The following is a 20032-nucleotide window of genomic DNA, read 5'->3' as shown; positions in this document are numbered from 1 at the left end:
GAGGGGTTGGCTTTTCGCTATGAAGCGCCCCACCCCCGGTTACTCAGCCCCGTACCGCCGATTTGAGACCCAGACCGACGAGAAAGGTTTCAGACGATTTGTCCCGTGACGCCTTGGGTTTGACCGCCTTGACGGTGCGAAAGGTCTGGCGAAAGAGCGCCACCATCGGGTCGTAGGCGCCACCGTGAAACAGTTTGACCACCAGTGCACCGTCGGTCTTGAGGTGTTTGATCGAAAAATCGACCGCCAGCTCGACCAGATCGGTGATGCGCGCGGCGTCGGTCATGCCGATGCCCGAGAGGTTGGGCGCCATGTCGGAGAGCACCACATCGACCTGAACAACCCCGCGATCGGTCAGGGCTTGCTCCAGTTCGGCCAGCACGGCCGCCTCGCGAAAGTCGCCCAGGATGAAGTGCACGCCTTCCACGTCGTCCATGGGCAGCATGTCCAGCGCGATGATGGTGCCGTGCAATTCGCCCACGGCAGCGCCCTGAGGACTCAGGCGGCGCCGCGCGTACTGGCTCCACGCGCCGGGCGCCGACCCGAGGTCGACCACGCAGTCGCCGGGACGGATCAAGCCCAGGGTTTCGTCGAGTTCCTTGAGCTTGTAGGCGGCCCGCGCGCGGTAACCGTCTTTTTTGGCCAGGCGAACGTACGGGTCGTTCACGTGCTGGTTGAGCCAGGCCTTGTTGACCTTTTTGCTCTGGGTTTTGACTTTCATGCCCATGAGGGTCGCCTAAGGTCTGTGTAAACGATAATTGTCCCATGCCCCAGATCACACTCACTCCCGCCCAGCGCAAAGTACACCGCGCCGAGGCCCACCACCTCGATCCCGTCGTCCACATCGGAAACGACGGCTTGAGCCCCGCCGTCAAAAAAGAGATCGGGGCGGCGCTCAAGGCGCACGGCCTGATCAAGGTCCGCGTGCTCAGCGACGACCGGGCCGCCCGCGAAGCCATGCTGCACACCCTGGCCGACGAGCTCGACGCGGCCCCGATCCAGCACATCGGCAAGCTGCTGGTGCTCTGGCGCCCGGTGGCAGAAAAGGTCAAGGTGGTCGATGAAGACCGCATGCCCGGCCCGCGCGACGTGAAGGTGCTCAAGTTCAGCAAACGCGGTGGCCAGCGCCCCGAAGTCAAGGTCGTGCGTGTGCTGGGCAACCAGCGCCTCACCACCGGCGGGCAGGTCAAGCGCGCCAAGGTCATGAAAAAGAGCGTGAAGAAGAGCGCCCAGTCGCAATAAGTCCCTCGACCCTGCGTTCGTTCAAGGCCCTGCGGCTTGAACTTCACCCCCGGCGCCACATCTGAGATCGCATGAACGACCGAACCGCCCCCTTCGCCAGCAACCCGCTCCTCGATTTCAACGACCTGCCGCTGTTCGACGCCATCACCCCCGAACGGGTGGGCCCGGCGATCAACCAGTTGCTCGATGAGGCCAGCCTGGCGCTGGACACCGTGACCGCCAGCGACTTTCCAGCCAACTGGAAGCGGATCTCCGAAACCCTCGATGTGCCGGCCGAGCGTTTTTCCCGCGCCTGGGGCGCGGTGAGCCACCTCAACAGCGTGGCCGACACGCCCGAGCTGCGTGCCGCCTACAACGAAGCCCTGCCCAGGGTCACCGAGTTCTGGACCCGTCTGGGTGCCGACGAGCGCCTCTACGCCAAGTACAAGGCAATGGACCCGGCCGCCCTGAACGCCGAGCAGGCGCGCGCCCATTTCAATGCCATGCGCGGCTTCGTGCTGGGTGGTGCCGACCTGCAGGGTGACGCCAAGGCCCGCTTCGCCTGGCTGCAGGAGCGCCAGGCCGAGCTGGGCCAGAAGTTCAGCGAAAACGCACTCGATGCCACCGACGCCTTTGCCCTGTATGTCACGACAGACGAACTCGCCGGTGTGCCCGACGATGTCGTGCAGTCGACCGCAGCGGCCGCACAGGCCGAGGGCAAAACCGGCCACAAGCTCACCTTGAAGATGCCTTGCTACCTGCCGGTCATGCAGTTCGCCCACAGCAGCGCGCTGCGCGAGAAGCTCTACCGCGCTTACGCCACCCGGGCCAGCGATCAGGCCGAGGGCGACGCCGTCAGGTTCGACAACGCTGCGATCATGGGTGAGCTGCTCGCCTTGCGCCATGAAGAGGCGCAACTGCTGGGTCACCGGCATTACGCCGATGTGTCGCTGGTGCCCAAGATGGCCGAATCACCCGAACAGGTGATCGCTTTCCTGCGCGACCTCGGCACCAAGGCCCGCCCCCACGCCGAGCAAGACCTGGGCGACCTGCGTGCCTTCGCCGCCAGCGAGCTGGGCCTGGCCGATCCGCAGGCCTGGGACTGGCCCTACATCGGCGAGAAGCTCAAGGAGGCGCGCTATGCCTTCAGCGAGCAGGAAGTCAAACCCTATTTCACGGCACCCAAGGTGCTGGCCGGTCTGTTCCAGATCGTCGAGACGCTGTTTGAAGTGGCGATCCGCCGCGACCAGGCGCCCGTGTGGAACGCGGGCGTCGAGTTCTACCGCATCGAGCGCCCGGGCCCGAACGGGGCCGAACTGGTCGGCCAGTTCTACCTCGACCCGGCAGCGCGCAACGGCAAACGCGGTGGCGCCTGGATGGACGATGTGCGGGCCCGCTGGTTGCGCCCCGACACCGGCACGCTGCAAACGCCGGTGGCGCACCTGGTGTGCAACTTCGCCGAAGGCGTCAACGGCAAGCCGGCCCTGCTGACCCACGACGATGTCATCACCCTCTTTCACGAGTTCGGGCACGGCCTGCACCACATGCTCACGCAGGTCAACGAGCGCGATGTGTCCGGCATCAGCGGCGTGGAGTGGGACGCGGTCGAGTTGCCCAGCCAGTTCATGGAGAACTTCTGCTGGGAGTGGGACGTGCTCAAGCACATGACGGCGCATGTGGACACGGGTGAGCCGCTGCCGCGCGCGCTGTTCGACAAGATGCTGGCCGCCAAAAACTACCAGAGCGGCCTGCAGACGCTGCGCCAGGTGGAGTTTTCGCTGTTCGACATGCTGTTGCACAGCCAGCCGGAACCCGTCACCAGCGGTGCGGCCGTGCTTGCGCTGCAACAGCAGGTGCGCGACGAGATCGCGGTGCTGCAGCCGCCGGCCTACAGCCGCTCGCCACACACCTTCAGCCACATCTTTGCCGGCGGCTATTCGGCCGGCTACTACAGCTACAAGTGGGCCGAGGTGCTGTCGGCAGATGCCTATGCCGCGTTTGAAGAAGCCGCGCTGCAAAACGGCCACAGCACGCTGGACGTGGCCACGGGGCGCCGCTATCGTGAAGCGATCCTGGAAGCCGGCGGCAGCCGCCCGGCGATGGAGTCGTTCAAGGCCTTCCGCGGCCGCGAACCGAGCATCGAAGCCTTGCTGCGCCACCAGGGCATGGCTTGATTTCTTCCGCTGAATGCCGATAGGAGCCGACATGAACACCCCCACATCCGCTTTCGTTCCCGCCACCCCGTCCCGCATGCGCTGCGCCGCCCTGGGGCTGGTGCTGGGGCTGGTGTCTGTGTCGACCCTGGCCCAGGGCGTCTACCGCATCGTCGGACCCGACGGCCGGGTGAGCTTTTCCGACCAGCCGCCGCCCGCTGCCACCGCCCGTCCCGCGGCCTCGGGCCCGACCGGTGCGGCCGCCAACAGCAACCCCCAGCTGCCGTTCGAACTGCGGCAGGTGGTCTCACGCTATCCCGTGCTGCTCTACACCAGCAGCGAGTGCGCGCCTTGCAACAGCGGACGCAACCTGCTCAATGCGCGCGGCATTCCCTACAGCGAAAAGACCATCAGCACCAGCGAGGACGCCGAAGCCCTGCGGCGGCTCAGTGGCCAGACCTCGTTGCCGTTCCTCACCATCGGCAGCCAGCAGATCCGGGGCTACTCGGACAGCGAATGGACGCAGTTCCTCGATGCAGCGGGCTACCCGAAACAATCGGCCCTGCCATCGGGTTACCGGCGCGCTGCGGCCACGCCACTGGTGGCGGTTCAGGCCGAGGCGCCGACGCCCGCAGCGCCCGCTGCACCCGCCGCGTCTGCGCCCAGGGCGGACACCCCCGCTGCGGTGCCGGTGGCACCTCCTGCCTCCAACCCGGCCGGCATCCGCTTCTGAGCCAGGTTCCGTCTCACGAGCCCTCGAAGCTCAGGGTTTTCACGCCGTGCGGCGTGCCCAGCAGACACACGCCCGCCTTCTGGTGGGCAAACACCCCCACCGTCACCACGCCGGGCCACTGGTTGACCTGACTCTCGAACGCCAGCGGATCGGCGATCTGCAGGCCGGTCACATCCAGGATGTGCTGGCCGTTGTCGGTGACCAGGGGTGCGCCGTCTTTCAGCCGCACAACGGCCTGTCCACCCAGGGACGCGAACTGGCGCACCAGCCGTGCCGTGGCCATGGGAATCACCTCGACGGGCACGGGGAAAGCCCCCAGCCGGGTCACCAGCTTCGATTCGTCGGCAATGCAGACGAAACGGCGTGACTGGGCGGCCACGATCTTCTCGCGCGTGAGCGCAGCACCACCGCCCTTGACCATGTGGCCCTGGCCGTCGATTTCGTCGGCTCCGTCGATATAGACAGACAGTTCGCCCACCGCATTGGCTTCGAACACCGCGATGCCCAGCGCCTTGAGGCGCGCGGTGGAGGCCTCGGAACTGGAGACGGCGCCGGCGATCCGGTCCTTGAGGCTGGCCAGTGCCTCGATGAACTTGTTGACGGTGGAGCCGGTGCCCACGCCCACGATGTCGCCGGGGGTCACGTATTGCAGGGCCGCCTGGCCAACCAGTGCTTTGAGTTCGTCTTGGGTCATTTGAGAGAATCGGTGAAACAACAGCCCTGGATTATCCGATGTCGCTTCTGCCCTATGCCGCCGCCCGCCCCTTCCTGTTCGGCATGGACCCCGAAGCCGCCCACGATCTCACCCTGCACGGCCTCGCCCGGTTGCAGCACTCGCCGCTGACCTGCCTGTACAGCGAACCGCGCATCGAGGACCCCTGCAAAGTCGCCGGCATCGTGTTTCCCAACCGCGTGGGGCTGGCGGCCGGTCTCGACAAGAACGCCCGCTGCATCGACGGTCTGGCGGCCATGGGTTTCGGATTCGTCGAGGTCGGCACCGTCACGCCGCTGGGCCAGAGCGGCAATCCCAAGCCGCGCATGTTTCGCCTGCCCAGGGCCAATGCCCTGATCAACCGCCTGGGCTTCAACAACGATGGCCTGGACGCGTTCCTGGCCAACGTGCAGCGGGCGCGTTTTCGCAGCGAGAGCGGCGCCACGCCGATGGTGCTGGGCCTGAACATCGGCAAGAACGCCAGCACACCGATCGAGCGCGCCACCGACGACTACCTGACCTGCCTCGATGGGGTGTACCCGCACGCCGACTACGTGACGGTCAACATTTCCAGTCCCAACACGCAGAACCTGCGCAGCCTGCAAAGCGATCAGGCACTGGACGCACTGCTGGGCGCCGTGGCCGAACGGCGCGAGCTGCTGGCCCAGCGCCACGGCCGGCGCATCCCGGTGTTCCTGAAGATCGCACCCGATCTGGACAGCACGCAGATCGAGATCATTGCCGCCACGCTCATGCGCTATGGCGCCGACAGCCAGGGTCGCGCCAACGATGCCATGGGCGTGATCGCCACCAACACCACCCTGAGTCGCGAAGCCGTCAAAGGCATGGAACACGCCGGCGAGGCCGGCGGCCTGTCGGGCGCGCCGGTGCTGCAGATGAGCAACCAGGTGATCCGCCAGCTGCGCGCCTGCCTGGGCAGGAGCTTCCCGATCATCGGCGTGGGCGGCGTGCTCAGCGCGGCCGATGCGGTGAGCAAGATCCAGTCGGGTGCCAACCTGGTCCAGATCTACACCGGGCTGATCTACAAAGGCCCGAACCTGGTGTGGCAATCGGCCCGTGCGATCCAGGCCCACGGCAGCTGATCAGGTCAGCGCCACCACCCGGTCGGCGATGGCCAGGCAGCTGGTGAGGCCGGGCGACTCGATGCCGAACAGGTTGACCAGACCCGGCACGCCGTGATCCTGTGGCCCCTGCAGCCAGAAGTCGGCTGCGGGCTCGTGGGGGCCGCTGATCTTCGGGCGGATGCCCGCATAGCCCGGCTGCAGCGAGCCGTCGGGCAGCGCAGGCCAGTAGCGCCGCACCTCGTCATAGAACGCCTCGGCGCGCGCCGGGTTCACCTGCAGGTCGTCGGGAGACGAGGTCCACTCCACGTCGGGACCGAACCTGGCCTGCCCGCCCAGATCCAGCGTGAGGTGCACACCCAGGCCGGCCAGGTGCGCTTCGGGCTCCGGCGCCGGGTAGATCAGGTGCGAAAACGGCGAGCGCCCGGCCAGGGTGAAGTAACTGCCCTTGGCGTACCAGGGCTTGGGCACCAGGCGCGCATCGAACCCGCGGATCTTTCGGGCCAGTTCGCAGGCGTGCAGACCCGCCGCATTGATGACGGTCCGTGCGAGCAAACGTGTGCCGTCCAGGGACTCCACCTGGATGCCGTGCTCCGTCACCGCCAGCTCGCGAACGCCACTGTGGCATGCGACCAGCCCGCCGAAGTGCTCCAGATCGCCTTGCAGCGCGAGCATGAGCGCGTGGCTGTCCACGATGCCGGTGGACGGGGAATGCAGCGCGCCCAGGCAGGTCAGTTGAGGCTCCATCGCCCGGGCCTCCTGCTGGCTCAGCTGGACCAGGTCGCCCACACCGTTGGCGGCCGCCCTGGCGATGATGCCGGGCAGGCTGGCCAGCTGCGACGCCGTGTTGGCCACAATGAGCTTGCCGCAGCGCTGGTGGGCGACGCCGCGCTCGGCGCAGTAGGCGTACAAGGCCTCGCGTCCGCGCACACAGAACTGCGCCTTGAGCGAACCCGCCGGGTAATAGATGCCGGCGTGAACGACCTCGCTGTTGCGCGAACTGGTGCCGGTTCCGATCGCTGCCTCGCGCTCCAGCACGATGACCTCGCGCCCCGAGAGCGCCAGCGCACGCGCCACGGCCAGCCCGACCACGCCGGCACCCACCACCAGCGCATCGACCCGTTCGGCACCCGGACTCATGGCGTCACCGCGCCCGCTACGGCCGCGCTCAACGCTGCCGCTCCGGCATCTCGAGCACCTGCAAGCCGGGCAGGGCCTGCGAAATGCCCGCACACAGGGCTGGAGAGGACAGCGTCTTGCTGCGCAACAGGGCGAGGTCGTGGGCGGGCGTTTGGCCCGGGGCACGGAGCGTGCTTCGAATCATCGTGCCATCCTCCCGGGTTGCAGTCTTTGAAGAACCGGCGCAGCAGGTCGCGGGCCAGCAAGTTCGGCGGCATGCGCAGCCAGTGCCCCCGCAGGTACAAGGCACCCTGCAGCACCAGGTGCGTCACGGCGGGCCGCACGCCGCCATTCTGCCTCCGGGCGGTCGGGCGCGCGCGTTTGCTTCAGCGCCCGATGGCCAGGTAATCGAACCCCATGCCGCGCACCAGCGCCGGGTCGTACAGGTTGCGCCCGTCCACGATCAGCGGCTGCTTCAGGCGCTGTTTGATCAGGTCGAAGTCGGGACTGCGGAATTCTTTCCACTCGGTCACGATGACCAACGCATCCGCGTCCACCAGGGCGTCATTGGGGTTGTTGGCATAGGTGATGCGCGGCTCGTCCCCGAGCACGCGCCGGGCCTCGTGCATGGCCACCGGGTCGTACACCGTGGCGGTGGCGCCAGCGCCCAGCAGGTCGGCCAGCAGCTCCAGGCTGGGAGCTTCGCGCATGTCGTCGGTATTGGGCTTGAAGGCCAGGCCCCACACCGCAAAATGGCGGCCCTTGAGGTCGTCGCCCAGGCGCTGCTTGACCTTGCGGCCCAGCACATGTTTCTGCGCGTCGTTGGCGGCTTCAACTGCGCTGAGCACCTTCAGGTCGAGTCCATCCTGGTCGGCTGCGGTCTTGATGAGCGCCTTCACGTCCTTGGGGAAACACGAGCCGCCATAGCCTGCGCCGGGGTACAGGAAGTGGTAACCAATGCGCGGGTCGGAGCCCATGCCCTGGCGCACCATTTCAATGTCGGCGCCCAGCGCCTCGGCCAGGTTGGCCAGTTCGTTCATGAAGCTGATGCGCGTGGCCAGCATCGCGTTGGCCGCGTACTTGGTGAGTTCGGCGCTGCGCACGTCGGTGACGATGAGCCGTTCGCGGTTGCGCTGGAACGGCGCGTAAATGGCGCGCATGAGGTGCACCGCCTGTTCGTCGTTGGCGCCCACGATGATGCGGTCGGGCCGCATGAAGTCCTCCACCGCAGCGCCCTCTTTCAGGAACTCCGGGTTGGATACCACCGCGTACGGCGTCTGCACGCCACGCTGGCGCAGCTCGTCGGCAATGGCTTCGTTGACCCGGTCGGCGGTGCCCACCGGCACCGTGCTCTTGTCCACCACGACCTTGTAGTCGGTCATGAGGCGGCCGATGTTGCGCGCCGCAGCCAGCACATACTGCATGTCGGCCGAGCCGTCTTCGTCGGGCGGCGTGCCCACCGCAATGAACTGGATGGTGCCGTGGTGCACCGCGCGAGACACATCGGTGGTGAAGCGCAAGCGACCGGCCGCCACGTTGCGTTGCACCATCTCCTGCAGGCCGGGTTCGAAGATCGGAATGCCGCCCTCTTCCAGAATGCGGATCTTTTCCGGGTTCACATCAAGGCACAACACGTCGTTGCCCACCTCAGACAGACACGCGCCGCTCACCAGGCCCACGTATCCGGTTCCGACCACTGTGATTTTCATGCTGTGCTGTCTTGATGCGGCGCAGGGGCCGGTTGATCGATGCCCGCATCATAGCCATGTGCCATGACACAACAGACCCCGAGCAGCGCCAGCCCACCCGCGCGACGCTTCACCCGCTTGATCGCCTGGCTGGCGCTCCCATGGTCTTGAAAAGGGCGCGCAGGAGGGTCTCCACGAAGACGCTGCGAAGGGGTCTGAGCGAACCCGGGATGAGCGAAGAGACGAGCGAAAATAGCATGGGGGACCGGATCAGCGCAGCACGCCTTTTGTATCGATCACCACCTTGTCCTTGATCACCTGCGGGTCGATGTCGGTGAACTCGTGGTGGTCCACCAGCAGCAACAGAATGTCGGCCCTCTTCAACACGTCCTTGAGTTCGTGCAGGGGAAACGGCGCCTTGTCCCTGGCCACATTGGGGTCGCAAGCCATCACAGTGCCGATGCCCGACTTGAGCAGCAGCTTGACGATGTCCATCGACGGTGATTCGCGCAGGTCGTCGATGTTGGCCTTGAAGGTCAGGCCCAGGCAGCCGATCACCGGGTCCTTGAAGCGCTCGGCCTTGGCGCGCACTTTTTCGATGACCCAGTGCGGCTTGGCGTCATTCACCTCTCGCGCCGTGCGGATCAGACGCGCTTCCTCGGGTGCGCTGGACACGATGAACCACGGGTCAACCGCAATGCAGTGGCCACCCACGCCCGGTCCGGGTTGCAGGATGTTCACTCGCGGGTGCCGGTTGGCCAGCGCAATCGTTTCCCAGACGCTGATGCCCAGCTTGTCACAGATGACAGACAGCTCGTTGGCAAAGGCAATGTTGACGTCGCGGAACGAGTTCTCCACCAGCTTGGAGAGTTCGGCTGTTCGGCTGTCTGTCTCCAGGATGGCGCCGTTGCAGAAGGATTTGTAGAGCGTGCGAGCCTTGGTGATGGCCGCCTTGGTGGTGCCGCCAATGATGCGGTCGTTGTCGACCAGCTCGCGCAGGATGTGGCCGGGAAGCACCCGCTCGGGACAATGGGCGGTGTGCACCTTGCCCACCAGGTCGGGGCGCAGGCCGTGAATGATGTTTTCGATCACCTCGGTGGTTCCCACCGGCGAGGTGGACTCCAGGATGACCAGGTTGTCTTCGCGCAGGTAGGGCGCAATGGCCCGCGTGGCAGCCTCGACATACGACAGGTCGGGCGCCTTGGGGTTGCCGCCCTCTTCCTTGAAGGGCGTGGGCACGGCCAGGATGAAGGTGTCACCCTCCTCCGGCGTGAGCGAGGCGCGCAGGTTGCCGCTGTTCACGGCGGAGCGCACCAGGATGTCGAGGTCGGGCTCGATGATGTGGATGCGCCCCGAATTGATGGTGTTCACCGCCGACTCGTTCACGTCCACACCCAGCACGGTGTGCCCCTTGGTGGCCAGCATGGAAGCGGTGGGCAGGCCGATGTAGCCCAGGCCCATGACGACGATTTTTTGCAGTTCGTGTGCCACTTATGGTTTTCCTTTCAAGGACAGGATCGATTCAATGATGCGTTCGACGGCCTTGCCGTCGCCGTAGGGGTTGTGTGCCCGGGACATGCGCGTGTACGCCGCCTCATCGGTGAGCAGGCGGCGGGTCTCGGACACGATCTTCTCGCGCGATGTGCCCACCAGCCGCACCGTGCCGGCGTCCACGGCCTCGGGGCGCTCGGTGGTGTCACGCATCACCAGCACCGGCTTGCCCAGCGACGGCGCCTCTTCCTGCACCCCGCCCGAGTCGGTGATGATGAGAAAGGCGCGGTCCATGAGGTACACAAACGGCAGATAGTCCACCGGGTCGATGAGGTGCACGTTGTCCAGCTTTCGCGCCGCCAGAATGTCTGCCACCGGCTGGCGCACATTGGGGTTCAGGTGCACCGGGTAGAGAACCTCGACGTTGCTGTGCTCGGCGGCAATGTCGGCCAGGGCTTCGCAGATGTTCTGAAAGCCTTCGCCGAAGTTCTCGCGGCGGTGACCCGTCACCAGAATGAGCCGCTTGGCCGGGTTCAGAAAGGCGAAGCGTTCCTTCAACGCCGTTTGTGCCTCGGCGTCGTTGCGCAGTTTGTGCACCACGGCCAGCAGCGCGTCGATGACGGTGTTGCCGGTCACATGAATGCTGGCGGGCGGCACGCCTTCGCGCAGCAGGTTGGCCTCTGCCGCGCTGGTGGGTGCGTAGTGCAGGTCGGCAATGGCGCCGGTGAGCCGGCGGTTCATTTCTTCCGGGTACGGCGCCCGCTTGTTGCCGGTGCGCAAGCCGGCCTCCACATGTCCCACAGGCACCTGGGCGTAGTACGCGGCCAGGCTGGCGGCCAGCGTGGTCGTTGTGTCGCCATGGACCAGGACCAGGTCGGGCTTCTCTTGCAGAAGCACGGGCTTGAGCCCGGCCAGGATGTTGCCGGTGATGTCGAACAGGTCTTGCCCCGGTTTCATGATGTTGAGGTCATGCTCGGGCACGATGTCGAACAGCTTGAGCACCTGGTCGAGCATTTCGCGGTGTTGCGCGGTCACGCACACCACGGTTTGAATTTCGCCGCTGCGGGCCTGCAGGCCTTTCACCAAAGGCGCCATCTTGATGGCTTCCGGGCGGGTTCCGAAGACGACCATGACTTTCATTTCGATGCTTTCCTTGCAAGTGGCTCGTACTCAGGGTGGCAGCAGGCCGGGCTGTCGCGCCCGTTCCACACCGACTCGACGAAGTACCTGATTTTTCATGCTTCAGCGGCTCCCGCCGGCCGCTCATGGCGGTGGCTCGGAAAGGATGGCCTTGCGCCCTGACCATTTATGGCCGTTGGAGCCATTCATTCCTGAAGGACGGCTGGATCGGGCATGGCTCGATTGTGCTGCTTGAATCCGTGGGCTGTGAGGCAGTCATGGCTGCTGCGGGGACGCAACGTCGTGGGAAGGTGCCGCCGGGCGTCGCCCGGCTTGTCGTTCAAGCATCCGTCGGCCCCATGCCGCCGGGGCCTGCCGGGGCTGCTCAAGACGGTCGCGATGCCGTTCCCGAGGGCACCTCCACCCATCGGCGGGCGCGTTCTGGGCAACAGCAAGTCGGGCTGTCGCCGGATTCGGGTCACCTCAGCGCAGGATTTCGTCTTCCTGGAAGCTGGTGTTCCAGGGAAGGCCGGGGAGGCCGGTCCGGATCCGCACCCAACTTCGACCGGTGCGGGCGCACCAGCCGACTAAAATCACAGGCTGGCTTTCCCACCAACTTTCTGGAACCTCAGCATGTCCCTCTTCACCGCCGTCGAAATGGCGCCGCGCGACCCCATCCTGGGCTTGAACGAACAATTTGCCGCCGACACCAACCCCAACAAGGTGAACCTCGGCGTGGGCGTGTACTTCGACGACAACGGCAAACTGCCCTTGCTGCAGTGCGTGCAAAGCGCTGAGAAAACCATGATGGACAAGCCCACCGCGCGCGGCTACCTCCCCATCGACGGCATCGCCGCCTACGACGCCGCCGTCAAGGGCCTGGTGTTCGGCGTCGACTCCGAGCCGGTCAGGTCCGGCCGGGTGGCCACCGTGCAGGCCATCGGCGGCACCGGGGGTCTGAAAATCGGTGCCGATTTTCTGAAGCGCCTCAATCCGCAGGCCACGGTGCTGATCAGCGATCCAAGCTGGGAAAACCACCGCGCCCTCTTCACCAACGCCGGCTTCACGGTCGGCAGCTACGCCTACTACGACGCCGAAAAACGGGGCGTCAACTTCGACGGCATGCTGGCCAGCCTGAACGCGGCTGCGCCCGGCACCATCGTCGTGCTGCACGCCTGCTGCCACAACCCCACCGGCTACGACATCACCCCCGGGCAATGGGACCAGGTGATTGCTGTCGTCAAGGCCCGCAGCCTCACACCCTTCCTCGACATGGCCTACCAGGGGTTCGGCCACGGCATTGCCGAAGACGGTGCGGTGATCGCCAAATTCGTGGCCGCCGGCCTGGTGTTTTTTGTCTCCACCTCGTTCTCCAAAAGCTTCAGCCTGTACGGCGAGCGCGTGGGCGCCCTGTCGGTGCTGTGTGACAGCGCAGAAGAAGCGGCGCGCGTGCTGTCGCAGCTCAAGATCGCCATCCGCACCAACTACTCCAACCCGCCGATCCACGGTGGCGCGGTGGTGGCTGCCGTGCTCAACAACCCCGAGCTGCGCGCGCTCTGGGAGAAAGAGCTCGGCGAAATGCGGGTGCGCATCAAGGCCATGCGCCAGAAGCTGGTGGACGGCCTCAAGGCCGCCGGCGTGAAGCAGGACATGGGCTTCATCACCAGCCAGATCGGCATGTTCAGCTACTCCGGCCTCAACAAGGACCAGATGGTGCGACTGCGCAGCGAGTTCGGCGTCTACGGCACCGACACCGGGCGCATGTGCGTGGCTGCGCTCAACAGCAAGAACATCGACTACGTGTGCCAGTCGATCGCCAAGGTGGTCTGAGGCGCGCCTTGCCAACAGGCGCGGCAGGGATCAGGCCCAGACAACCGATCGCATCGAGATCGAGCCGCCCTGGAATCCTTCGTTGAAGAAGCGGGGCTGGTCGTCTTCCTGCACCGCGCCCGCCGCGTACAGCAGCGGCAGGTAGTGCTCCGTGGTCGGATGCGCCATCTGCGTCGAGGCGCCCCACTGCTGAAAATCGCACAGCGCCGGCAGTCGCCGTTGTGCGATGTGATCGGCGGTGGTGCGGTCGAACTCGATCGCCCAGTCCCAGGCCTGGTCGTCTGTGGCATCGCGGCGCATCGTGCGCAGGTTGTGCACCGTGTTGCCGCTGGCGACGATGAGCACACCTTTCTCGCGCAGCGGTGCCAGTTGCCGGCCCACCGCAAAGTGATCGGCGGCCGGCCGGCCGTGGTCCATGCTGAGCTGGATGACCGGGATGTCCGCCTCGGGAAACATGGGCTTGAGGATGGACCAGGCGCCGTGGTCCAGGCCCCAGTCGCCCGCATCGAGCGCCAGCGGCAGCCCGGAGCCGGGCTGGCGCACGGTGTCGCTGATGAAACGGGCGGCGGCCGGTGAACCTGGTGCCGGGTACTGCTGGTCGAACAGCGCCTGGGGGAAGCCACCGAAGTCATGGATGGTGCGCGGGCGGGCCATGGCGGTGAGCTGCCATCCTGGCGTGAGCCAGTGGGCCGATATGCACAGGATCAGCCTCGGTGGCGGCAGAAGAGCGCGCATTTCGGTGCCCAAGGCCTGCCAGCTCCGGCGCCAGCGGTTGTCTTCAATGGCATTCATCGGACTGCCATGACCAACGAACAGCACCGGCAGGCGGGCGGTGGCGGGCAGCTCCGCCCAGGAGAGGTCGACGGCGGGGGTGGAAGAGGTGTCTGGCATGGGTTCGGGCGGGGTGCGCCGCCTGGCAGGCAGCTGGAAACGGGCGTCGGGATTCTTTCACGAAGGTGACAGAACGCCCTTGAAATTAGGTGTTATCACGCTAACACTCCCCAGCGCATGCTGCTATATTGCACTGCAACATAACGAGTCGGACGCCCATGCTTTATCAGATCTACGAGACACAACGGTCCATGATGGAGCCGTTTTCGGACTTGGCCGAAGTGGCCGCCAAGCTGTTCACGAACCCTTCGCTGCCCATGGCCCAGTTGCCGCTGGCCCAGCGCATCTCGGCGGGGTACGACCTGATGCACCGCCTGGGCAAGGACTACGAGAAGCCGGTTTTCGGCATCCACACGGTGGACATCGACGGCATCGAAGTGGCGGTGCACGAGCGCATCGAGATGGACAAGCCTTTTTGCGAACTGCGCCGGTTCAAGCGCTTTTCCGACGACACCAGCACGCTGGCCAAGCTCAAGGGCGAGCCGGTCGTGCTGATCGTGGCGCCACTCTCCGGCCACTACGCCACGCTGCTGCGCGACACCGTGCGCACCATGCTCAAGGACCACAAGGTCTACATCACCGACTGGAAAAACGCCCGCCTGGTGCCGCTGTCCGAGGGTGAGTTCCACCTCGACGACTACGTGAACTACGTGCAGGAATTCATCCGCCACCTGCAAAAAGGCTACGGCAACTGCCACGTGGTCAGCGTTTGCCAGCCCACCGTGCCGGTGCTCGCCGCCGTCTCGCTGATGGCCAGCCGCGGCGAGACCACGCCACTGTCCATGACGATGATGGGCGGCCCCATCGACGCCCGCAAGTCGCCCACCTCGGTGAACAACCTGGCCACCCAGCGCGCCCACTCGTGGTTCGAGAACAACGTGATCTACCGCGTGCCCGACAACTTCCCCGGCGCCGGTCGCCGCGTGTACCCCGGCTTCCTGCAGCACACCGGGTTCGTGGCCATGAACCCCGACCGCCACGCCACCAGCCACTACGACTACTTCAAGGACCTGATCAAGGGCGACAACGAGAGCGCCGAAAGCCACCGCAAGTTCTACGACGAGTACAACGCGGTGCTCGACATGGACGCCGACTACTACCTGGAAACCATCGACACCGTGTTCCAGGACTTCAAGCTCGTCAACGGCACCTGGGATGTGAAAAACCCGCAAGGCCAGCTCGAGCGCGTGCGTCCCCAGGACATCCAGCACACTGCCCTGCTCACCATCGAAGGCGAACTCGACGACATCTCGGGCTCGGGCCAGACGGCCGCCGCACACGATCTGTGCACCGGCATTCCCCAGACGCACCGCATGCACTACGAAGCCGCCGGTGCCGGCCACTACGGCATCTTCAGCGGCCGCCGCTGGCGCGAGTACGTGCACCCGGTCGTGAAGGCCTTCCTGATGGTTCACCAGCCGCCCGCAGAGCCGCAGGCAGCGTCCGCAGCGCCCACGCCTGCGAAGGCCGCCACCCAGGCACCGGCGAAAGCGCCGGCCAGGGCTGCGGTCAAGGCAGCGGCGAAGGCACCCGTGAAAGTGCGTGCCAAACCGGCTGCGAAGACCATGGCTGCCCAGCCTGCGGCCAAGCGCGCTGCCAAGCCCACGCCACGCAAGCCGCGCCCCGCGGCCACCTGAGCGGCATTCCCTGCTCCTGCGGCGCCCACTGCGGCGCCGGTATATTGGCCGGCATGAACGACCTCGCCCGGCGCATCGACGCCGTCCTGCCGCAGACCCAGTGCACCCGCTGCGGTTATCCCGACTGCGCAAGCTATGCGCAGGCCATTGCCGACGGCTCGGCCGCCATCAACCAGTGCCCACCCGGCGGTGCCGAGGGCATTGCGCGTCTGGCGGCCATCACCGCGAAGCCCATCCAGCCCCTCAATCCGCACAACGGCATCGAAGGACCGGTCACCGTGGCCGTGATCGACGAGGACTGGTGCATCGGCTGCACGCTGTGCATCAAGGTCTGCCCCACCGATGCCATCGTGGGCAGCAACAAGCGCATGCACACCGTGATCGAGCCGGTCTGCACCGGCTGTGAGTTGTGCCTGCCGGTGTGCCCGGTGGACTGCATTTCGCTCGAGATCGTGAGCGGCGAACGAACCGGCTGGCAGGCCTGGACGGCCGAACAGGCGCGTCAGGGCAAGGCGCGTTTCGATGCCCGGCAGATCCGGCTGGCGCGTGAGAAACGGGAGCACGACGCGCAGCTGGAGGCCCGGGCGCAAGAGAAGCTGTCCGACCTCGCCGCGCATTCGCAGATCACCGACGAGGCCCTGCTGGACAAGAAGCGCGCCGTGATCGAAGCCGCGCTCGCGCGGGCCCGGGCCCGGCGCGAAGGCGCCTGAAGCCGCGTCGGGCTCAGGCCGCCTGGCGGGCGGCAGCGGTCTTGTAGACGCCGCAGCCCACGTACAGGTCGTCCACCTTCACCACATACGACATCTTGGCCTGGATGCTGCCGTTGGCCGGGTTGCCGATGTCGTACTCGACCCAGCCCGGGCCGACTTCGGCCTGCGACACGATGGCATCGAGCAGCGCCTGTCCATCGATGCCGGGGATGTCCTGCACGCGGCTGCCCACCTTCTCGGGCTTGCCACCGAAGGAGCGGTAGACGCCGCTCCTGTCGAGCGCGAACACGTACATGTCGCGGTCGTGGAATCCGTTGCTGGGCGTGGTGATCTCACGCACGAAGGCATCGCGCCCGCGCTGCTGGCGCATGAGTTGCGCCCGGTCGACCAGCAGCATGGCTTCTTCGGCCGTGCCCTGCTGCAACATGAAGGACGACACCGCCTTGGACAAATGGGCGGCGCGCTGCTCCAGCTGATCGGCCTGCGCCACGGCGCGCTCGACCATCTGGGCGTTGCGCTGCGTGATCTCGTCGAGCTGCGATACGGCCGAGGAAATCTCGCTCAGGCCCGTGCTTTGCTCGGCGCTCGACGCAGAGATCAGCGACATGTTGGCCGCCACGCCGCGCACACCGTCGGCGATCTGCTGGATGCTGCTGCCGGCCGTGCGGATCTGCGTCACGCTGGCCTCGACCTGCTGGCGCGAATTCTCGATGAGCTGGCGGATTTCCCTGGCCGAGGCGGCGGAGCGCTGGGCCAGTGAGCGCACCTCGGCGGCCACCACGGCAAAGCCCCTGCCCTGCTCTCCCGCGCGGGCGGCTTCCACCGCCGCGTTGAGCGCCAGGATGTTGGTCTGGAACGCCAGACTGTCGATCACGCCGATGATCTCGTTCATCTGCTGCGCACTTTTCTGGATGCCTTCGACCGACTCGACCGCGCGCCCCATCGACTGTGCACCCGACTCGGCCACGTCGCGCACCTGGGCGGCCTGTTGGTCCGAGTCGCCGGCGGTCTGTGCGTTTTGCTGCACCGTGCTGGAGAGCTCCTGCACGCTGGCGGCGGTCTGCTCCAGATTGGCGGCCTGCTGCTCGGTGCGGTCGGCCAGGTCGCGGTTGCCGGTGGCCAGGCTTTTCCCGGCGTGGGCCACCAGGGCCGAATTGCTGCGCACCTCGGCCACCATCGAAGAGAGGTTGCCCACCACACGGTCGAGCAGGCGGGTGAGGTCGGCGAGCTCGTCGCTGCCGCGCGCCTTGAGCACGGTGCGCAGGTTGCCCGAAGCCGTCTGCTCCAGGCTGGCGAGCACCTGCCGGAGGTCGTTCGTGAAGCTGAAGTAGAAGCAGACCATCAGGTAAACCAGCAGCACCGCTCCACCCAGTGCGGCGCCCAGCCCCCAGCCAGCCGCCGACGACTGTCCCGAGACCACCCAGCTGAGCGCCTGCGGCAACAGGGAAGCGGCGGCCATCAGCAACAACTTGCCGCGCAGGCGCAAGCGCCGCATCAGCCAGGTGCCGGGGCTCAGGGGATTCGTGCTGGACATGCGAGAGTCTCTCCTCTTGGTGTTGCTGTGGTTATCGACCGCGAGCCTGCGGTCTTGAGCCGGAAGGCAGCGGCCGCTTGTCTTCAATGGCGCGCTGGAATCCCCGACTGGCGGGCTTCAAAATGCCGGAACAGCTGCACCGCCATCGCACGCAGCGCATCGTCGGCCATGTTGTGGGCATGGGTGAGCTGCTCCAGGCCGTATCGCCGGTCGTGCTGCATCAGGGCGCAGCTCACGCACATGCCCCGACTCGACATGCGAAGGCAGAACGCCTCGAGCAGATCGTGCGGCCAGAGCTGCCCCGCGTCGGGCGCGCGACGGCTGCTCGCGAGGCGCTGTGTTGCAGGCGTTGTGCGGGTCGGTACCGTGCTCATGGCGAACTCCTGGGACGTGTGTGGGGCCAGGTGCGCAGACAGGCGGCTCCCGGACACCACAAGCGTAGGCGGGCTGCAGCCGGTGCAGTCCCCGGAACAGTGGCCAGAAACCAGGCTTGCTCGGCGTTTCGGCGGCCGCTCCCGGCACAATCCCGTCATGAACCCGCCAAGCCCACGCCTGATCAAGCTCACCGCCCAGCCCGCTGGCGCGCCCGAAACAGACCACCCCAGGCCCGATCGCCTGGTGCAGGGCAACCCGTTGCGCGAAACCTGGAACCGGGTGGATGCCGCGTTGCCGGCCGGACAGGTCTTTTGCGGCGTCTGGCGCTGCGAGCCCGGACGCTGGCGCATCGCCATGGGTGACACCGAGCGTGAACTGTTCACCGTGCTGCTGGGCCGCTGCCGCGTGCACGACGCGCTGGGCGGATTTGAAGAACTCGGGCCCGGCGAGGGCCTCTACATTGCGCCGGGTTTTGCCGGCGAGTTCGAGGTGCTGGAGCCGCTCACCAAGACCTACATGATTGCGGAGTGAGGCTCCACGTTGGCGCTCGCAAGCGTCAGACGGGCGACGCCGACAAGCGGGCAAAGGCGCTGACCACCTCGGGCGGTGCCTGCACCAGTTCGATCAGCACGCCTTCACCAGCGATCGGAAACTCGTCGCTGGCCCTGGGGTGCAGGAAGGTGATGTCGAACCCTGCCGCACCCCGGCGGATGCCGCCCGGTGCAAACCGCACGCCCTGGGCAGTGAGCCAGTCCACCGCGGCCGTCAGATCGTCGATCCAGAGACCGACATGGTTGAGCGGCGTGGTGTGCACCGCGGGCTTTTTTTCCGGGTCCAGCGGCTGCATCAGATCGACCTCGACCTTGAAAGGCCCGCTGCCGATGGCGCAGATGTCCTCATCCACGTTTTCGCGCTCGCTGCGGAAAGTGCCGGTGACCTCCAGGCCCAGCATGTCGACCCAGAGTTTCTGCAGGCGTTGCTTGTCGGTGCCGCCGATGGCGATCTGCTGGACGCCCAGCACCTTGAAAGGACGGACGGAGGGAATCGAAGGGCTCATGGGTCAGTGAACAGCGTTGTGGACGAGTGAAGGGTGGCTGGCCTGCTCCAGCGTCCAGACCGTGGCCGGCGGCAGGTTGGCCCAGATCGAGGCAGCGCGACGCCAGCGCCAGCCCACCGGGATGTCCCGGAATGGCCGCAGGTGGGGCGAGGCGTAGGTGTACTGGATGAGGCGCGAGCCCGGACGTGTTTCGATCAGCGCCACCATGGCGTCGATGCAGCCACGGGCTTCTTCGCGTGTCATCGACAGCAGGGGCAGCGAAGACACCAAGGTGACCGGGGCGTGCAGATCGATGTCCAGCGCATCGAGCCGCGTGGCGCAATGGTTGAGCACTTCCAGATCGGGAAAACTCCGGCGCAGCAGTTGCGCAAAGCCCGGGTCGCGTTCGATGACCATGAAACGCCCGACACGCCCCAGGGCGGGCAACAGGGCCCGGGTGATGGCCCCGGTGCCGGCACCCACCTCGATCAGCACCTGCGGTTCGGCCCGCAGCACCTCGTGCAGGATGGCCTGGGCCAGCGCTTTCGAGGCCGGGGCGATGGCGCCGACCCGCCTGGGATTGCGCAGGTAGCCCAGCGCAAAAGCCAAACCTTGCCGCATGCGGTCCCCTTGTGAGTTGCACTGCCCCACAGGGTATCGCAACTCCAGGTCGGCCGGCCGGGGGGCCGCGCGCGTCGCAG

General features: G+C 66.3%; 20 protein-coding genes. 8 read left to right on the top strand and 12 right to left on the bottom strand.

Annotation, left to right across the window (positions count from 1 at the left end):
- Positions 1 to 43: 43 nt before the first annotated feature.
- Positions 44 to 721 (bottom strand): RlmE family RNA methyltransferase, encoded by a 678-nt coding sequence (locus QUV35_RS08280; RefSeq protein WP_300872584.1) that lies wholly within the window; start codon positions 719 to 721, stop codon positions 44 to 46.
- A gap of 44 nt (positions 722 to 765) precedes the next feature.
- On the opposite strand from QUV35_RS08280, the gene QUV35_RS08275 reads away from it, so the two are divergent.
- The 3 genes from QUV35_RS08275 (at position 766) to QUV35_RS08265 (ending at position 4107) form a co-directional block, all read left to right on the top strand.
- Positions 766 to 1242: a YhbY family RNA-binding protein gene (locus tag QUV35_RS08275; protein ID WP_300872582.1), complete on the top strand. Its 477-nt coding sequence runs from the start codon at positions 766 to 768 to the stop codon at positions 1240 to 1242.
- A gap of 71 nt (positions 1243 to 1313) precedes the next feature.
- Entirely contained in the window at positions 1314 to 3395 is a 2082-nt protein-coding gene (locus tag QUV35_RS08270; protein WP_300872580.1) for a M3 family metallopeptidase, read from the top strand.
- A 31-nt stretch (positions 3396 to 3426) separates the two neighbouring features.
- The gene (locus QUV35_RS08265) at positions 3427 to 4107 is read left to right on the top strand and encodes a glutaredoxin family protein (protein WP_300872577.1); all 681 of its coding nucleotides are present in this window, start codon (positions 3427 to 3429) and stop codon (positions 4105 to 4107) included.
- A 13-nt stretch (positions 4108 to 4120) separates the two neighbouring features.
- Here QUV35_RS08265 and rpiA read toward each other — a convergent pair whose 3' ends face one another.
- The gene (rpiA, locus tag QUV35_RS08260; RefSeq protein ID WP_300872575.1) at positions 4121 to 4801 is read right to left on the bottom strand and encodes a ribose-5-phosphate isomerase RpiA; all 681 of its coding nucleotides are present in this window, start codon (positions 4799 to 4801) and stop codon (positions 4121 to 4123) included.
- 38 nt (positions 4802 to 4839) lie between these two features.
- Between rpiA and QUV35_RS08255 the strand changes: the two genes are divergently transcribed.
- Positions 4840 to 5922, top strand: a complete 1083-nt coding sequence (locus tag QUV35_RS08255; protein WP_300872573.1) for a quinone-dependent dihydroorotate dehydrogenase — start codon at positions 4840 to 4842, stop codon at positions 5920 to 5922.
- Here QUV35_RS08255 and QUV35_RS08250 read toward each other — a convergent pair whose 3' ends face one another.
- From QUV35_RS08250 to wecB, 5 genes are all read right to left on the bottom strand, one after another.
- Positions 5923 to 7041, bottom strand: coding sequence for an NAD(P)/FAD-dependent oxidoreductase (locus QUV35_RS08250; RefSeq protein WP_300872571.1), 1119 nt, complete (start codon positions 7039 to 7041; stop codon positions 5923 to 5925). It lies immediately after the preceding gene.
- Positions 7042 to 7069: 28 nt separating this feature from the next.
- Complete coding sequence (locus QUV35_RS08245; protein WP_300872569.1) at positions 7070 to 7225, bottom strand: hypothetical protein; 156 nt, start codon at positions 7223 to 7225, stop codon at positions 7070 to 7072.
- Between the two features lie 181 nt (positions 7226 to 7406).
- The gene (locus QUV35_RS08240; protein ID WP_300872567.1) at positions 7407 to 8729 is read right to left on the bottom strand and encodes a UDP-glucose/GDP-mannose dehydrogenase family protein; all 1323 of its coding nucleotides are present in this window, start codon (positions 8727 to 8729) and stop codon (positions 7407 to 7409) included.
- A 249-nt stretch (positions 8730 to 8978) separates the two neighbouring features.
- A complete protein-coding gene (wecC, locus tag QUV35_RS08235; RefSeq protein ID WP_300872565.1) occupies positions 8979 to 10199 on the bottom strand; it encodes a UDP-N-acetyl-D-mannosamine dehydrogenase in 1221 nt (406 codons plus the stop codon).
- On the bottom strand, positions 10200 to 11339 hold the full coding sequence (wecB, locus tag QUV35_RS08230) for a non-hydrolyzing UDP-N-acetylglucosamine 2-epimerase (RefSeq protein WP_300872563.1): 1140 nt from the start codon (positions 11337 to 11339) through the stop codon (positions 10200 to 10202). It lies immediately after the preceding gene.
- Positions 11340 to 11951: 612 nt separating this feature from the next.
- On the opposite strand from wecB, the gene QUV35_RS08225 reads away from it, so the two are divergent.
- Positions 11952 to 13148 carry an amino acid aminotransferase gene (locus QUV35_RS08225; protein ID WP_300872561.1) on the top strand — a complete coding sequence of 399 codons (1197 nt, stop codon included), beginning with the start codon at positions 11952 to 11954 and terminating at the stop codon, positions 13146 to 13148.
- 30 nt (positions 13149 to 13178) lie between these two features.
- Here the strand turns inward: QUV35_RS08225 and ygiD are convergent, their stop codons facing one another.
- Positions 13179 to 14039, bottom strand: a complete 861-nt coding sequence (gene ygiD / locus QUV35_RS08220) for a 4,5-DOPA dioxygenase extradiol (protein WP_300872559.1) — start codon at positions 14037 to 14039, stop codon at positions 13179 to 13181.
- A 158-nt stretch (positions 14040 to 14197) separates the two neighbouring features.
- Between ygiD and phaZ the strand changes: the two genes are divergently transcribed.
- Together phaZ and rsxB are read left to right on the top strand one after the other, a co-directional pair.
- Positions 14198 to 15676: a polyhydroxyalkanoate depolymerase gene (gene phaZ / locus QUV35_RS08215; RefSeq protein WP_300872557.1), complete on the top strand. Its 1479-nt coding sequence runs from the start codon at positions 14198 to 14200 to the stop codon at positions 15674 to 15676.
- Between the two features lie 53 nt (positions 15677 to 15729).
- On the top strand, positions 15730 to 16386 hold the full coding sequence (gene rsxB, locus QUV35_RS08210) for an electron transport complex subunit RsxB (RefSeq protein WP_300872555.1): 657 nt from the start codon (positions 15730 to 15732) through the stop codon (positions 16384 to 16386).
- A 13-nt stretch (positions 16387 to 16399) separates the two neighbouring features.
- Here rsxB and QUV35_RS08205 read toward each other — a convergent pair whose 3' ends face one another.
- A complete protein-coding gene (locus QUV35_RS08205) occupies positions 16400 to 17920 on the bottom strand; it encodes a methyl-accepting chemotaxis protein (RefSeq protein ID WP_300872553.1) in 1521 nt (506 codons plus the stop codon).
- Between the two features lie 83 nt (positions 17921 to 18003).
- Entirely contained in the window at positions 18004 to 18294 is a 291-nt protein-coding gene (locus tag QUV35_RS08200; RefSeq protein ID WP_300872551.1) for a hypothetical protein, read from the bottom strand.
- A 157-nt stretch (positions 18295 to 18451) separates the two neighbouring features.
- On the opposite strand from QUV35_RS08200, the gene QUV35_RS08195 reads away from it, so the two are divergent.
- Positions 18452 to 18826 carry a cupin domain-containing protein gene (locus tag QUV35_RS08195; RefSeq protein ID WP_300872549.1) on the top strand — a complete coding sequence of 125 codons (375 nt, stop codon included), beginning with the start codon at positions 18452 to 18454 and terminating at the stop codon, positions 18824 to 18826.
- A 25-nt stretch (positions 18827 to 18851) separates the two neighbouring features.
- Here the strand turns inward: QUV35_RS08195 and QUV35_RS08190 are convergent, their stop codons facing one another.
- Positions 18852 to 19352 (bottom strand): VOC family protein, encoded by a 501-nt coding sequence (locus QUV35_RS08190; RefSeq protein WP_300872547.1) that lies wholly within the window; start codon positions 19350 to 19352, stop codon positions 18852 to 18854.
- Positions 19353 to 19355: 3 nt separating this feature from the next.
- Positions 19356 to 19952: a phospholipid methyltransferase gene (locus QUV35_RS08185; RefSeq protein ID WP_300872545.1), complete on the bottom strand. Its 597-nt coding sequence runs from the start codon at positions 19950 to 19952 to the stop codon at positions 19356 to 19358.
- Positions 19953 to 20032: the final 80 nt, after the last annotated feature.

Source organism: Hydrogenophaga sp., assembly GCF_030373225.1.
Classification (GTDB): Bacteria; Pseudomonadota; Gammaproteobacteria; order Burkholderiales; family Burkholderiaceae_C; genus Hydrogenophaga.
This window is presented reverse-complemented; position numbering and strand designations above follow the sequence as displayed.

Bases quoted from the DNA above. Each gene is read 5' to 3' on its own strand.
- QUV35_RS08280 (WP_300872584.1), bottom strand. From the start codon at position 721: ATGAAAGTCAAAACCCAGAGCAAAAAGGTCAACAAGGCCTGGCTCAAC.
- QUV35_RS08275 (WP_300872582.1), top strand. From the start codon at position 766: ATGCCCCAGATCACACTCACTCCCGCCCAGCGCAAAGTACACCGCGCC.
- QUV35_RS08270 (WP_300872580.1), top strand. From the start codon at position 1,314: ATGAACGACCGAACCGCCCCCTTCGCCAGCAACCCGCTCCTCGATTTC.
- QUV35_RS08265 (WP_300872577.1), top strand. From the start codon at position 3,427: ATGAACACCCCCACATCCGCTTTCGTTCCCGCCACCCCGTCCCGCATG.
- rpiA (WP_300872575.1), bottom strand. From the start codon at position 4,801: ATGACCCAAGACGAACTCAAAGCACTGGTTGGCCAGGCGGCCCTGCAA.
- QUV35_RS08255 (WP_300872573.1), top strand. From the start codon at position 4,840: ATGTCGCTTCTGCCCTATGCCGCCGCCCGCCCCTTCCTGTTCGGCATG.
- QUV35_RS08250 (WP_300872571.1), bottom strand. From the start codon at position 7,041: ATGAGTCCGGGTGCCGAACGGGTCGATGCGCTGGTGGTGGGTGCCGGC.
- QUV35_RS08245 (WP_300872569.1), bottom strand. From the start codon at position 7,225: ATGATTCGAAGCACGCTCCGTGCCCCGGGCCAAACGCCCGCCCACGAC.
- QUV35_RS08240 (WP_300872567.1), bottom strand. From the start codon at position 8,729: ATGAAAATCACAGTGGTCGGAACCGGATACGTGGGCCTGGTGAGCGGC.
- wecB (WP_300872563.1), bottom strand. From the start codon at position 11,339: ATGAAAGTCATGGTCGTCTTCGGAACCCGCCCGGAAGCCATCAAGATG.
- QUV35_RS08225 (WP_300872561.1), top strand. From the start codon at position 11,952: ATGTCCCTCTTCACCGCCGTCGAAATGGCGCCGCGCGACCCCATCCTG.
- ygiD (WP_300872559.1), bottom strand. From the start codon at position 14,039: ATGCCAGACACCTCTTCCACCCCCGCCGTCGACCTCTCCTGGGCGGAG.
- phaZ (WP_300872557.1), top strand. From the start codon at position 14,198: ATGCTTTATCAGATCTACGAGACACAACGGTCCATGATGGAGCCGTTT.
- rsxB (WP_300872555.1), top strand. From the start codon at position 15,730: ATGAACGACCTCGCCCGGCGCATCGACGCCGTCCTGCCGCAGACCCAG.
- QUV35_RS08205 (WP_300872553.1), bottom strand. From the start codon at position 17,920: ATGTCCAGCACGAATCCCCTGAGCCCCGGCACCTGGCTGATGCGGCGC.
- QUV35_RS08200 (WP_300872551.1), bottom strand. From the start codon at position 18,294: ATGAGCACGGTACCGACCCGCACAACGCCTGCAACACAGCGCCTCGCG.
- QUV35_RS08195 (WP_300872549.1), top strand. From the start codon at position 18,452: ATGAACCCGCCAAGCCCACGCCTGATCAAGCTCACCGCCCAGCCCGCT.
- QUV35_RS08190 (WP_300872547.1), bottom strand. From the start codon at position 19,352: ATGAGCCCTTCGATTCCCTCCGTCCGTCCTTTCAAGGTGCTGGGCGTC.
- QUV35_RS08185 (WP_300872545.1), bottom strand. From the start codon at position 19,952: ATGCGGCAAGGTTTGGCTTTTGCGCTGGGCTACCTGCGCAATCCCAGG.